The sequence below is a fragment of the Stenotrophomonas sp. SBJS02 genome (assembly GCF_020428325.2).
Classification (GTDB): Bacteria; Pseudomonadota; Gammaproteobacteria; order Xanthomonadales; family Xanthomonadaceae; genus Stenotrophomonas; species Stenotrophomonas africana.
Window position 1 is genome coordinate 677,811 of the sequence record NZ_CP109812.1, and the last position, 14,090, is coordinate 691,900.

Annotated in this window: 8 protein-coding genes; 7 read left to right on the top strand and 1 reads right to left on the bottom strand. The window is 67.7% G+C overall.

Annotation, left to right across the window (positions count from 1 at the left end):
- Window positions 1-38: 38 nt before the first annotated feature.
- The 7 genes from FQS62_RS03070 (at window position 39) to FQS62_RS03100 (ending at window position 13,075) form a co-directional block, all read left to right on the top strand.
- Window positions 39-767, top strand: coding sequence for a fimbrial biogenesis chaperone (locus FQS62_RS03070; protein WP_049444978.1), 729 nt, complete (start codon window positions 39-41; stop codon window positions 765-767).
- 92 nt (window positions 768-859) lie between these two features.
- Complete coding sequence (locus tag FQS62_RS03075) at window positions 860-3,424, top strand: fimbria/pilus outer membrane usher protein (RefSeq protein WP_088480884.1); 2,565 nt, start codon at window positions 860-862, stop codon at window positions 3,422-3,424.
- Window positions 3,415-4,452, top strand: a complete 1,038-nt coding sequence (locus FQS62_RS03080) for a fimbrial protein (RefSeq protein ID WP_154348493.1) — start codon at window positions 3,415-3,417, stop codon at window positions 4,450-4,452. The genes FQS62_RS03075 and FQS62_RS03080 overlap by 10 nt, the downstream gene beginning before the upstream one ends.
- A 267-nt stretch (window positions 4,453-4,719) precedes the next feature.
- Window positions 4,720-5,904, top strand: coding sequence for a non-hydrolyzing UDP-N-acetylglucosamine 2-epimerase (wecB, locus tag FQS62_RS03085; RefSeq protein WP_088480882.1), 1,185 nt, complete (start codon window positions 4,720-4,722; stop codon window positions 5,902-5,904).
- Window positions 5,901-8,102 carry a hypothetical protein gene (locus FQS62_RS03090; RefSeq protein WP_208044026.1) on the top strand — a complete coding sequence of 734 codons (2,202 nt, stop codon included), beginning with the start codon at window positions 5,901-5,903 and terminating at the stop codon, window positions 8,100-8,102. The genes wecB and FQS62_RS03090 overlap by 4 nt, the downstream gene beginning before the upstream one ends.
- 6 nt (window positions 8,103-8,108) lie before the next feature.
- Window positions 8,109-10,256: a glycosyl transferase family protein gene (locus FQS62_RS03095; protein WP_208044027.1), complete on the top strand. Its 2,148-nt coding sequence runs from the start codon at window positions 8,109-8,111 to the stop codon at window positions 10,254-10,256.
- The gene (locus tag FQS62_RS03100; protein ID WP_208044028.1) at window positions 10,253-13,075 is read left to right on the top strand and encodes an NfrA family protein; all 2,823 of its coding nucleotides are present in this window, start codon (window positions 10,253-10,255) and stop codon (window positions 13,073-13,075) included. The genes FQS62_RS03095 and FQS62_RS03100 overlap by 4 nt, the downstream gene beginning before the upstream one ends.
- On the opposite strand, the gene FQS62_RS03105 is transcribed toward FQS62_RS03100, so the two are convergent.
- Window positions 13,069-14,034, bottom strand: a complete 966-nt coding sequence (locus FQS62_RS03105) for a DUF4434 domain-containing protein (protein WP_099588530.1) — start codon at window positions 14,032-14,034, stop codon at window positions 13,069-13,071. The genes FQS62_RS03100 and FQS62_RS03105 overlap by 7 nt on opposite strands.
- Between the last annotated feature and the right edge of the window lie 56 nt (window positions 14,035-14,090).

Here is a 14,090-nt window from a genome sequence, read left to right on the forward strand (position 1 = left end):
GCGGCCTCTGGCCACACCCCTAGAGCGTAGTACTTCCGATGAAAGCATTCTTTCCCCGGGCGCTGCTGCTGGCAGCGTTCACGCTGCCCTTCTGCCAGAACGCTCTGGCCGGCGTGGTGGTCAATGGCACGCGAGTGATCTATCCGGCGCAGGCGCGCGAAGTCACTGTGCAGGTCGACAACGTGGGCGATTCGCCGGCGCTGGTGCAGGCCTGGATCGACAGCGGCGACGCCAACCAGACCGCCGATACCAGCGATGCCCCGTTCGTGCTGACACCGCCGATCGCGCGTGTCGAGCCGGGCCGCAGCCAGGCGCTGCGACTGATCTTCTCCGGCGCGCAGCTGCCGACCGACCGTGAGTCGGTGTTCTGGCTCAACGTGCTGGATGTTCCGCCGTCCCCGGACAACGCCGAAAGCGGCGAACAGAATTACCTGCAGGTCGCGTTCCGTTCGCGCCTGAAGCTTTTCTACCGGCCGCAGGGCCTGAAGGGCGTCGCCAACGACGCGCCGGCAGCGCTGCGCTGGACCCGCACGGGCGACCGCCTGCGGGTGGAAAACCCGAGCCCCTTCCACGTCACTCTGGCCGAAGTACATGCCGTGACCGGCAGCAGTGAAAAGGCCGTCGAGGACAAGGGCGCGATGGTCGCGCCGAAGCAGAGCCTGGAGTTCGCCGCACCGGCGGGCACCGACCAGGTCCGCTTCATCACCATCAACGACTACGGCGGCCGGGTGGAACACACCATCCGCCTCGGCAGCACCGGGGGCTGAACGCGCCGCGCCGGCCCCTGGCCTGCGCATCCCGCCACCGCCGCTGTGCGGCGAATTGAAGGAATGTCAGTGTGATCGGAAACAGATTGACATTGTCGATCCATCAGGCGCTGTGCCTGTTGGTTGCTGGCGTGGCCTGCCCAGGATGGGCGCTGGCTGCTCCGGCCAATCTCGGCGAACAGGCGCTGATGGCGCAGAGTGGTGCGGCCAATGCGCGTGCACCGGAATCGGCCCAGTTCAATTCCAGCTTCCTGTCGGGCCAGGCCAAGCAGGTCGACCTGGCGGCCTTCAGCAACGGCAACCCGATGGTGGCCGGCAACTACCGTGTCGATGTCTACGTCAACGGTGCCTGGCAGGGCCGTCGCGATCTGCAGTTCAAGGCCGATGCACAGGGCCGTGTCGATGCCTGCCTGCCGCTGCCGATGCTGGAAGAAATGGGCGTGGACAGCGAGGCCGTGCTGCTGCAGCAGGATCCGTCCGTGCCCACCGACAAGACCAGCTGCGTGCCGGTGCAGCAGCGCATGGCCAATGCCTATGGTGTCTACGACAGCGGCAACCTGCGCTACGACCTGAGCATCCCGCAGGTGTTCCTGCGTCGTGAGGCACGCGGTTACGTCAACCCGGCGCTGTGGGACCGCGGCATCAATGCCGGCTTCGTCGGCTACAGCTTCAATGCCATCGACAGCGACAGCCGCGTCGAAGGTGGCCAGCGCAACCGCAGCGCATACCTCGGCCTCAATGCCGGCCTGAACCTGGGTGGCTGGCAGTTCCGCCACGATTCCAATCTGACCTGGTCCGAGGGCGACGGCCGCCATTGGCAGAGCATCGCCACCTATGCGCAGCGCGGCATTCCGCAGGTGCGCGGCATGCTCACCATCGGTGAGGCCTACACCACCGGCGAACTGTTCGATTCGATCGGCTACCGGGGTGCCAGCCTGGCCAGCGACGACCGCATGCTGCCCGACTCGCTGCGCGGCTACGCGCCGGTCGTGCGCGGTATTGCCGAAACCAACGCGCGCGTTGAAGTGCGCCAGAACCAGCAGCTGATCTACTCCTCCACCGTGTCGCCGGGCAGCTTCGTCATCGACGACCTGTACCCGACCGGTTACGGCGGCGATCTGGAAGTGAGCGTGATCGAGGCCGATGGCCGCCGCCGTGAATTCAAGGTGCCGTTCGGTTCGGTGCCGCAGATGCTGCGCGAAGGCGTGTCGCGCTATTCGCTGACCGCCGGCCAGGTGCGCAACAAGCTGCTGGCCGATGAGCCATGGCTGGTGCAGGGCACCTACCAGCGCGGCATCGGCAACCAGCTGACCCTGTACGGCGGCAGTGCACTGAGCGATGGCTACCTGTCGCTGCTGTACGGCGTCGGCCTGTCCACGCCGGTTGGCGCGTTCGCCGCCGACGTCACCCACGCCCGTACCACGTTCGACCACTACGGCAACCACACCGGTGCCAGTGTGCGCTTGAGCTACAGCAACATGATCGGAGAGACCGGGACCAACCTGACCCTGGCCGCCTACCGCTATTCGACCGAAGGCTTCTACAGCCTGCAGGACGCGCTGTATGGCCGTGATTCGGACAAGCGCGGCATCGACCCGACCACCCGCGGTCGTCAGCGCAGCCAGTTCCAGGTAACGCTGAACCAGCCGCTGGGCCGTCGCGGCGGCGCGCTGTACGTGACCGGCTCGGTGCGTGACTTCTACGACCGTTCCGGCACCTCCAAGCAGTACCAGGTGGGCTACAACAATGCCTGGCGCTCGGTGAACTACGGCTTCTCGGCACTGCGCACCGAAGAAGGCGTGCTGGGCCGTTCCGATACCCAGTACCTGCTGTCGATGAGCGTGCCGCTGGGCCGTGGTTCCCACCCTGTGTCGTTCAGCGCCGACCTCGGCGTGCGCGAGCGCGGTGGCTACGACAACAGCCGCGTCGGCATCACCGGCTCGGCCGGCGTCGACAACAACTTCAGCTACGGCGTGGCCCTGTCCGATTCCCGCGAAGGTGGCACCACTGCGGTCGGCAATGCCGAGTACCGCAGCCGCTACTCCGCGTTGAACGCCACCTACAGTCATTCGCGTGATTTCCGCCAGGCCTCGGTCGGTGCCAACGGCAGCGTGGTCGTGCATCCGGGCGGCTTCACCTTCACCCCGCAGCGTGGCGACACCATGGTGCTGGTGGAAGCGCCGGGCGCACGCGATGCGATCGTCAGCAACGCCCCGGGCCTGCGCGTCGATGGCCGCGGTTACGCGGTGGTCCCGTACGTGTCGCCATACCGCCTCAACACCGTCACCCTCGACCCGCAGGGCATGGCCCACGACGTCGAACTGGAAAGCACCAGCCAGTCGGTCGCGCCGTTTGCCGGTGCGATCAGCTATCTGCGCTTCGATACCCGCAAGGGCAACGCGCTGCTGATCCAGGTGCGCAACCCCGACGGCCGCACCATGCCGTTCGGTGCGCAGGTCAAGGACGAGCAGGGCCAGCCGGTGGGCATGGTCAGCCAGGGTGGCCGCCTGTACGTGCGCAGTGAAAAGAACCAGGGCAGCCTGCTGGTGGAGTGGGGCGCCGGCGCCGATCAGCGCTGCACCGTCGATTACCAGGTTCCGGCGGGCGCCGATGCGTCCAAGACCGGCTTCATCCCGCTGGAGGCAGCATGCCGATGATTTCTTCCCGTGGCCGCAAGGTGCTGAGTGCCCTTGCATTGCTGGGCGGCGTGCTGCTGGCCCAGCAGGCCAGCGCCGCGTGCCGTATCCAGATCAATGGTTTCGTTGCACAGGACGTGCAGATGGACATGGGTCAGATCGTGATCCTGCCCAGCACGCCGGTAGGCGGCGTGATCAAGGAAATCAGCGTACCGATCAACCAGCAGAACAGCGTTGCCCGCTGCGACTACTGGAACGGTGGCTACTCCACCGGTGAGTATGTCAACGCACCGCAGAAGCGACCGGTGGCCGGGTTTGCCAACGTTTACGAGACTGGCGTCGCGGGTGTGGGCATCCGCCTGTTCCGCGACTCCGGCGCGATCCAGACTTATTACCCGCACTCCATCAACTTCGCTGCCAACTCCACCATCTCGCTGATCGGTGGCCAGTTCCGCATCCAGCTGATCAAGACCGCCGCGCAGACCGGTTCGGGCGTGATCGCACCGAACGGTCGATTCACCACCTATTACTTCGATGGTGACGGTCCCAGCCGTCCGGTGCTGACCTCGACGTTCAGGGGCTCGGGCACCACCGTGGTCAGCCCGACCTGTGAAGTGCAGGCCGGCAGCCGCAACATCGCCGTCGATTTCGGCAGCGTGCCCAACACCACCTTCACCGGTGTCGGTTCCAGGGCCGTCGACCGCGACTTCGAGATCCGCCTGAACTGCCAGGGCAGCAATGTCGCCGCCTACCAGAGCAAGATCGGCATCCGCCTCGACGCCGACCAGGACAGCTCGAACATGCCGGGTGTGCTGAAGCTCAGTGCGGCCACCAACAGCGCCACCCGCATCGGCATCCAGATGGTCCAGCGGGATGGCAGCACCGAGCGAGAAGTGCGCTTCGGCCAGACCGTCAATGTCGGTACCACCACCCCCGGCACCAGCACGATGACCTTGCCGCTGCGCGCCCGTTACGTGCAGACCCAGGCCGGCACGGTGGGTGCCGGTGTCGCGAACGGCCAAGCCACCTTCACCATCCAGTACGAGTAAGCCGGCCCCAGGCCGCGGCCACTGCTGCGTTCCACCGCAACGTCGCCCGTTCCGCGGGCGGCGTTGACTGCGTCTTGATCTTCCAACGATGAAGATCAATGCCACGACGCGCGTACTGTCATTCAAATGTGATGTACGTCGCGATTTTGGAGTTTCCTCATGAGGTGACCGTCTCCTGCCTGCGGGTGTTGGACGGGAACGCCGAAAGGATCCAGACGTGGCTACAGCTCCTGGCATTCCCCCGCGTCGGTCCTCCGGAGCGCTGCGGTGAAGGTCCTGTCGGTGTTCGGCACGCGGCCGGAAGCGATCAAGATGGGGCCGTTGGTGCGGGCCCTGGCCGAGGCCGCGGACATCGAATCGGTGGTCTGCATCACCGGCCAGCACCGGTCGATGCTGGACCAGGTGATGTCGCTGTTCGAGATCACCGCCGACCATGACCTTGACGTCATGGTGCCCAACCAGACCCTCAATGGCTTGTGCGCGAAGCTGTTCGAGCGGCTTGATGCGCTGTACACGCAGGTTCGCCCGGATCGCGTGCTGGTGCACGGCGATACCACCACGGCGATGACCGCCGCACTGGCCGCGTTCCATCACCGTATTCCGATCGGCCATGTCGAGGCCGGACTGCGCACCGGCGACATCAACCGGCCGTGGCCGGAGGAAATGAACCGGCGGGTGATCGATGTGGTCGGCCACCAGCTGTACGCGCCCACGCCCAGCTCGCGCGCCAACCTGGCCGGTGAGCACCTGGGCGGGCAGATCCTGGTCACCGGCAACACCGTCATCGATGCCCTGCAGCAGACCGTAGAGCGCCTGGAGGCCGACCCGGCGCTGCGTGCGCGGGCGGACGAACCCTTCTACATGCTCGACCCCGATCGACGCCTGCTGCTGGTCACCGGCCACCGCCGCGAGAGCTTCGGCCAGGGCTTCGAGGACATCTGCCGTGCGCTGGCCGAGCTGGCGCGGCGGCCGGACCTGCAGGTGCTGTACCCGGTCCACCTCAACCCGAACGTGCAGGGCCCGGTCAACGCCCACCTCGGCCATCTCGACAACGTGCACCTGGTGCCGCCGCAGGACTACCTGCGCTTCGTGCGGCTGATGCAGCGCGCCGACGTCATCCTCACCGACTCCGGTGGCGTGCAGGAAGAGGCACCGGCGCTGGCCAAGCCGGTGCTGGTCATGCGCGACGTCACCGAACGCCCTGAGGCGGTCGAGGCCGGTGTGGTGACGCTGGTCGGCACCACGCCCTCGCGCATTGTCGAGGCGGTCAACGCGGCACTGGCACAACCACCGCATCCGACCCGCTTCGATCCCGACGCCAGCCCCTACGGCGATGGCCGCGCCAGTGCGCGCATCGTCGCCGCCCTGCGTGGCACGCCCCTTCCCGAATTCTCTCCTGGCCTCCGCAGCGTCGGTGCCGCCCACCCCCATCCACGCGAAGTGACGCCATGAGCCAGACCGGCCGCTCTCCCCTGTTTGCATCCGCCGCCGCGTTCGTCCTGTCGGGCGTGGTTGGCAGTGCCCATGCTGCCGACAGCGTTGCCGGCCAATTCGCCGAGTGGAGCGGTGACAGCACGGTCAGCCGGCAGATGACCCTGCGTGAACTTGGTTTCCGCCAACCGCTGGTGCTCAGCGGGCAGGAGAGCCAGCGCGAGGTCTACCTGCCGGTGCCGGCTGGCGTCGCCACCCGCGATGCGCAGCTGCAGCTGGACGGGCGCTATGTGCGCGGCCACGCCGGGCGCACGTCCGGCCTGTGGTCGGTCGATGGCGATCCAATCGCCGCGCGCTCGATCACCGATGCACAGGGTGACGCCAGCCAGCTGCTGGCCATCGATGGCGAACCCCGCCAGAACGGCTTCGTGCGGGTCGGCGTCGGCTGGTGGTCGATCGTGTCCGACTACCAGTGTGCCGATCAGAGCGCACCGGCCAACGTGCTGCGGCTGTCGCCGGACTCGCGCTTCAGCTACCGCTTCGACGGCCGCGCCGTGGACACCGTGGCCAAGGCCTGGGGCGCGCTGCCACCGCAGGTGCGCCTGCTGGTGGACGGCAAGGCGCTGCAGGCGCCCGCCTACGATGCGGCCTGGCGCATCGGTACCGCGCTGCAGGCCGGTGGCAAGCAGGTGCAGGTGGTGGCGCTGCCGAAGGTCGGTGACAGTGTCGATCTGACCGGCATCAGCATCCCGGCCAGCCTGCAGGGCGTGCCGGCCTATGCTGCGCTGGCTGCGGGCGAGCGCGCGCATGCGATCAAGGATCTGGCCGAAGTGGGGGCACTGCTGTCGCTGCGTGACAGTGGGCCGTTGGCCGCCGATGTGATGATCGGCAGCGATGCATTGCGGGCCGGCGTGCGCGCGGCACTGGACGCGCTGGCCGCACAGGTTGCCACCACTGGCGCCGATGCGGGCACGGCATTCGCCGCGTGGCGCGGTACCGACATGGGCGGCCTGGAAAAGCCCGCCGCCAACGCATCGGTCAGCGTGGTGGCCGTGGCCGGGCGTCCGACGCTGGTGGTCGACCCGGCAGCGGCGGGCAAGGTCGCCGGGCTGTTCGCCGAACAGTGGCGCAGCTACGCGCTGGGCCGCAGCCTGCAGGTCAGCGCAGCGGGCACGCCGAAGCTGGACGGTGACCAGGTGCTGCTGAGCCGGCTCGGCAACATCGCCGGCACGATGGATGTCGTCACCCGCGCGGACCGCAGCGCCACCTTCGACCTCGGCGCGTTGTCGGCCGACGGACGCCTGCCCGAGGAGGTGGTGATCGATGTCTCGGCGGCCCCCAATGCGGCCGGGCAGGGCGCAGTGGCCACGATCCACTTCAATGACTACCTGCTGGGCGGCAAGGTGCTGTCGGCCAACGGCCAGCCGCAGCGGCTGGTGGCCAAGGTGCCGGCCTATGCGCTGTCGGCGCGCAACGAGATCCGCGTCAGCTTCCTGCGCCAGCCGGCACGTCCCTACTGCCACGATCCGGCCACTGCCTATCCGGTCTCGATCCTGCCCAGCAGCCACATGACCCTGGCCAAGCGTTCGCTGGGCAGCGATTTCGTCGGTGCCAGCAGCCAGCTGTCACGCGGCAACCAGGTATTCGTGCCCGCCACGTGGCTGCAGGACGCGCCGGCATCGCTGCGTAAGGTGATCGCGGTGGCCAGTGCAGTGGGGGCCTCGCCGGAGGCGTCGGAGCTGAAGGTGGTCGATGCCGGTGCAGCGGTCAGCCCGGGTGCGCCGTGGCTGGCCTTCGATGTGGCGCCGTCGGGAGTCGATGTGGCCGGCCTGAAGGACGGCCACCTGCTGATCGGCGGCAAGCCGCAGCCGCTGCTGGATGTCAGCGGCCTGGACCGCGCCGCGGTGGTGCAGGTCGGTACATCCAGCGGCCAGCTCGGCGTGCTGTACAGCGACCTGGGCACTCAGGCGCCGTCGTTCGGCGCACCGTTCCGGCTGCTGCGCGGTGATCTCGCGGTGCTCGACGGCAGTGATGCCGTGCGCGAGTTCGATCGCCAGGATCCTTACGGGAGCCGCGTTGCCCAGGATGGCAATCCGCAATCGAAGTGGGAACGGCACATGGTCTGGTTGCTGCTGCTGGTCGGCGTGATTGTGTTCGCCCTGCTGGCCGCCCGCGTCACGCAGGTGCGCCGCCGCAAGTCCGCCAACACAGGGCACTGATCCACCGTGGACGGTCTGTTCTGGAACATCCAGCTGGCCAACTATTACGCCGCCCTGGAAACCACGGCGGCGGCGGTGGCCGTGCTGATCCTGATCTCCAGCCTCGATGACCTGTTCATCGATGTCTGGTACTGGGTGCGCGAGAGCTGGCGCGCGCTGACCATCAAGCGTCGCGAAGCATACCGGCCGCTGACCCAGGAAGACCTGATGCAGCGGCCGCAACAGCCGCTGGCGATCATGGTGCCGGCGTGGATGGAGTACGACGTCATCGCGCAGATGGTGGAGAACATGATCAACGTGCTCGACTACCGCGAGTACGTCGTGTTCGTCGGCACCTATCCCAACGACCAGCAGACCATCGATGAAGTGGAGCGCATGCGACGCCGCTACAAGCGCCTGCGCCGCGTGGAGGTGCCGCATGACGGGCCGACCAGCAAGGCCGACTGCCTGAACTGGTTGATCCTGGCCATCTTCGATTACGAGAAGCGCCACGACATCGCGTTCGCCGGGGTGATCCTGCACGACAGCGAGGACGTGCTGCACCCGATGGAACTGCGCTTCTACAACTACCTGCTGCCGCGCAAGGACATGATCCAGCTGCCGGTGACCTCGCTGGACCGCGAATGGTACGAGCTGGTGGCCGGTGTCTACATGGACGAGTTCGCCGAATGGCACGCCAAGGACCTGGTGGTACGCGAGAGCGTGTCCGGCATGGTGCCCTCCGCAGGCGTCGGTACCTGCTTCTCGCGGCGCGCACTGCTGGCGTTGAGCGCGCAGACCGACAACCAGCCCTTCAACACCGACAGCCTCACCGAAGATTACGACGTCGGTGCGCGACTGGCGGCGATGGGCATGCAGTCGATCTTCGCCCGCTTTCCGGTGCAGTTCCGCGTGCGCCGCCCGTCATGGTTCGGCTGGGGGCCGGTGCGCGAGCGCACCCAGCAGATGGCGCTGTGCGTGCGCGAGTACTTCCCCGACAACTTCCGCGCCTCGTACCGGCAGAAGGCGCGCTGGGTGCTCGGCATCGGCCTGCAGAGCTGGGAGTCGCTGGGCTGGCGCGGCTCGCTGGCCACCAAGTACCTGCTGGCGCGTGACCGCAAGGGCATCATCACCTCGTTCGTCAGCATCATCGCCTACATCATCTTCCTGCAGCTGCTGCTGTTCTGGCTGTTGAAGATGACCGGGCTGTGGACGATGCAGTTTCCCAGCGTGTTCCAGGCCGGTACCTGGCAGATGAATGTCGCGCTGCTGACCACCGCAGCGCTGGCGACCCGGGTCGTGCAGCGTTTCTACTTCGTCAACCGGCTGTACGGCTGGGAGCACGCGCTGATGTCGATCCCGCGCATGGTGGTCGGCAACATGATCAATTTCATGGCCACCGCCCGCGCCTGGAAGGTGTTCCTCGCCTACCTGCTGTTCGGCAAGCGCATGGTCTGGGACAAGACAATGCATGACTTCCCGGATGCGGCGCAGCTGGTGCAGACCCGCAAGCAGCTCGGTGAGCTGTTGACCACCTGGCAGGCGGTGGAGCCCGAACGCCTGCAGCAGGCGCTGGACCAGCAGCAGGCAGGCCGCCAGCAACCGCTGGGCCGCATCCTGCTCACCCAGGGCTGGCTGGATGACGAGACCCTGGCCGAGGCCATCGCCTTCCAGGGCGACCTGCCACGCGCGGTGATCGACGTGGATTACCTGCGCGCCTGCCAGTTCCCGGTCAGTGCCGATGCCTGCGTGCAATGGCGGATGCTGCCGCTGCCGCCGCGCCAGGAAGGTACCCTGCGGCTGGCCGTGGCCAGTCCGCTGCCCGAGGACGCCGTGGCGCTGCTGAAGCAGGAAACGCGCAGCGGGCACATCGAACAGAGCATCGCCCGCGAAAGTGAAATCAATGCTGGCCTGCGCCTGATCGGCGGCGACCGGCAGTGGCAGCTGGACAACGTGCCCTTGCTGGGCGACCTGCTGGTGGAGATGCGCCTGATCGACCACGCGCGCTTTGAGATTGCGCTGGACGCATACAAGCCGCAGCGCGATGGCCGCATCGGCGATTACCTGGTCAAGCAGGGCATCACCACCGAAGACGCCGTGGCCCAGGCCATGCAGGAGCAGCGCCGGCGCGCGGCCACGCTGCAGTCGCCGCCTCCCGGAGCCTTGCCGGCATGAAGACCACGCTGCTGTCCACCGTCATTGCCGTGGCACTGGCCACGGCCGCTGCGCCGGTGCTGGCACAGGCCGATACGGCACTGCCGCTGTCCGGTGCGGCTTACCGCATCGCCGAGCAGGCGTTTGCCGCCTATGAGCGCGGCGACTACCGCGCGGCTTACCAGCAATCCACTGAAGCGATCCGGCTGCGCCCGGACGTGGTGCGGCTGCGCCTGCTGCAGATCTATGCGCTGCAGAAACTGGGACGGGGGGGCGAGGCGCAGCAGCAGGCACGTCGTGCACTGGATGCGGGGTTGAAGGATCCGGCCTTGCCGGCGCTGGCGGCGGCTGCGCCCAGGACGACCACAGGTGCATCGCGCAGTACAGCGGTACCGCGTGCGCCCGCAACGGCGGCAGATCGCAACAACCGGCAGGCCCACATGCTGGCAACCGAAGCCTATGCGGCCTACGACGCCGGGCAGATGGGCATCGCCGCCCGCAAGGCCGAGCAGGCGTTCCGGCAGCAGCCGAAACAGGGCGCATGGGCGCTGCTGTGGGTGGCCGCGTTGGAAGCACAGCAACAGCCCGAACAGGCCGACGCCGCCATCAGCACCGCGCTGCAGTTGGGCGCACCGAATGTCGAAGCGCTGCGCGCGCGGCGCGTGGCGCTGGGCCGCCAACGCGCGCTGCTGCAGGCCCAGCAGGCCTATCAATCGCTGTCTGCAGGCGAGGGCGCCGCCGCCATTGAGCAGGCGCACGCCGCCGTGGAGCTGGCCCCGGACGTTGCTTCATACCGGTTGCTGCTGATCACCGCGCAGCTGCAGGGCGATCAGCTGGCCGATGCCGAGCGCAGTGCCGACCAGGCGCTGCAGATCGACGGCAACAATCTCAATGCCCGGGTGATGCGTGGCTACCTGCGCCAGCGCCAGGGCAATAGCGTGCTCGCCAATGAGGACTTCGACGCGGCGCTCGCCATGCCGGCGTCGACAACGCAGCAACGCAACGTGCGCCTGCTGGCGGTGGATGCAGCCCTGGCCGCCGGGGATCGCGCCCGTGCCGCTGCACTGATGGCGCCCCTGCAGGCGACAGCGCCGGCCGGTGAGAGCGACGTGCGAACACAGCAACTGCTGCAGCAAGGCATCGCGCAGCGCGCCAAGGCGATCGGTTCCAGTCGCGAGCGTCCGCACATGAGTGCGCGGGCCTATCCAGCGCCGTTCCAGCACTGCCAGCCGGGTGACACCGGCACTGTCTGCGTGCTGATGCCGGCCGATCTGCAGGGCGACGGAGGCGCCGCACAGCGCGCCTATGCGGCCTACGCGCGGCAGGACTATGCCGAGGCCATTGGTGAGGCGCGGCAGGCCGTGCAACTCGCACCGGACGACGCGAACTTGCAAGTCCTGCTGACCACCACACTGGCGTCGGGCAACCAGGCCCAACGGGACGAAGCGCGGCTGCGCCTGGATGCGGCACTGGCGCAGCGTCCTGATGACGCGGGGGCGCTGATGCAACGCGGCTACCTCAACCAGAAGGCCCACGAACCGGCGCGCGCACTGGCCGACTTCCGTGCCGCCGAGGCCACCGGCAGGGCACCGAAAAGTGTAGTGCTCGACCAAGCCTACGCCAGCGCAGCCAACGGCGACCACCCACAGGCGGTGACGCTGCTGCGTAGCGCCATTGATCGCGCCGATGCCGGTGAGCTGCCACTGGATGAGCGCCAGCGCTACAACGTACGCAATGCCATCGCCAACTACTCGCGCGAGTGGGGCGTGATCGCCTCGGCGGGCTTCCGTGGTGCGCGCCAGGCGGCGACCAATGTCGGAGGTGCGGCGATCAGTACACCCGGCGATTCGGTGTTCAGCACGCTGGAGGCGTTCTGGCGGCCCCCGGCCTTCAACGACCAGCATGGCACGCTCGAACTCTACGCACGCCTGCTCAACACGCTGTACGACGAGGGCGGCACCTACGAGTCGATCCGCGCGGTGGATCCGTGCACGGGTGAATCGACACCGGATGCGCGCGCACGTGCCGAGCGCCTCAGCCACTCGCGTTCCACTACTGGCTGGCCATCCACGATCGCGTCTTTCGGCCTGCGCTACGCGTTTGGCCAGACCGGTCTGAGTGCTGGCATCGAGCGCCGGCAGTTCCTCGGCAGTGCAACCCGCCAAGGTGAGGTCTACCCCGAGTCGGCAGCAGTGCAGTGCCGACTGCAGCTGGCCCTGAACCGGCCGCTGGAAGCCAGCACGCTGGCACGCTACCGGCTGGCCAGTGGTTCCGGTGGCTGGATGTCCTATCTCACCTACGGCTACTACCACGGCACTGATCTGCGCACCGATGTGAACCAGTGGTGGATGGTCAGTGGCTATGCGCAGGGCGGATACACCTGGGACGACAACGGTGCCACCTTCACCCTCGACGCGCTTGATGCCAACGGCACGCCGGTGCGGCGCCTGGGCGAGGCCAATGGCCGCCTGCATCGGGAGCAGTGGTTCGCTGCCGGTGAACTACGCGCCGGGCGCAGCTTCCGTTTCGGTGCAGGGCAGACGCATTGGGTGGTCACACCCTATGTCGTGGTCGGTGCCGATTGGCTGGACCAGCGCTCGCGCGTGCGCGACATCCGTTATCCGCCATTTCCGGTGCAGTCGTTCGCGCTCAACGATACGCAGCGCAGCTGGTCACTCGGCGCAGGGCCGGGCGTGGGCGTGCGCTACTGGTTCCGCGAGGACCACTACAACACGCCGCGTTCCTACCTGGACCTGACCGTGCAGTACCGCTTCGCGATCGGCGGCGGTGATACGCAGCGTGCCAAGGGCCTGTTCGCCACCGCCATCCTGTACTACTGAGGCAGGCCCCAGCGTCGCCGCAGCGCTGCAGCCTGCGGTGTGTCCTGGGTTAGCCATGGCTCCAATGCATAGACCAGCACGTGCTGAGCACCGCTGCCGCGTGCCCATGCCAACTGCCGCTGGATGCGTGCGGCATCGGCGGTTTCGCCCTTGAATCCGCTGCCGTCGGCAGGGCCGCCGGGCAGTTCGCGGAACAACTCAACGATCGCATCGAAACCGATGCCGTGTGCGTGGAAATGATCGAGCAGCGGTTGCAGCTGCTGCACGTTGCCGGCACCGGCCACCCCCACGCCGTCCTGCACCATGGGCCGCACGGCCGCGTGCGCAAGTATCGCCTGCCACAGCGTGACCAGGTTGCCCTCGGTCGGCAGGCGGCTGAAGTAACAGGAGACCGCACAGTCACCGCCGCGCGCGCTGGCGGCCTGCACCAGCCCGTGCAGCCACTGCGCCAGCCATTGTTGGCGGGCCGGATCGGCCCAGTGGTACTGCTCCAGTTCGTAGGGCAGGTACCAGCCCCCGAAGGCCGGCTGCTGTGCCCAGGGTGCCTGTGCCAACCAGCTGCGTGCATGCGCCAGGCTCTCGGCCAGGAAGGCCTGCAGCGTGGCGTCGTCTGCGCCGATCGCCTGCCACCAGCGTTGTTGGAAGGGCAGGCCGACGCGGATGCGGATGTCGTTCTCGCTGGCGGCGGTGAACAGCTGCTGCAAGCTGCTGTCGGGCAGTGACCAGTCGCCGTCGCTGCCACCGGCGATGCCGGTCCACTGCAGCACCAGCTGCCGGCAGCCCAGCGTACGTGCAAGCTTCAAGGATCGCTGCCAGTCGGCCAGGCCCCATTGCAGGTGGCTGCGCCACGGCTGCAGGAAGGTGCCATCCACCTGCACCGGCAGCGAGCAGCCGGGCAGGGCAGCGAGCGTACCGGCCAATGGCGCCAGTACCGCCGCGCGCAGCAATCGGCGGCGCAACGGCGAAGACGGATCCGCGGGAAGGTCAGGCCGAACCATGCCCGCATCATCCCAGA

Coding starts and splice junctions, on each gene's coding strand:
- FQS62_RS03070 (WP_049444978.1), top strand. CDS start 39: ATGAAAGCATTCTTTCCCCGGGCGCTGCTGCTGGCAGCGTTCACGCTG.
- FQS62_RS03080 (WP_154348493.1), top strand. CDS start 3,415: ATGCCGATGATTTCTTCCCGTGGCCGCAAGGTGCTGAGTGCCCTTGCA.
- FQS62_RS03090 (WP_208044026.1), top strand. CDS start 5,901: ATGAGCCAGACCGGCCGCTCTCCCCTGTTTGCATCCGCCGCCGCGTTC.
- FQS62_RS03100 (WP_208044028.1), top strand. CDS start 10,253: ATGAAGACCACGCTGCTGTCCACCGTCATTGCCGTGGCACTGGCCACG.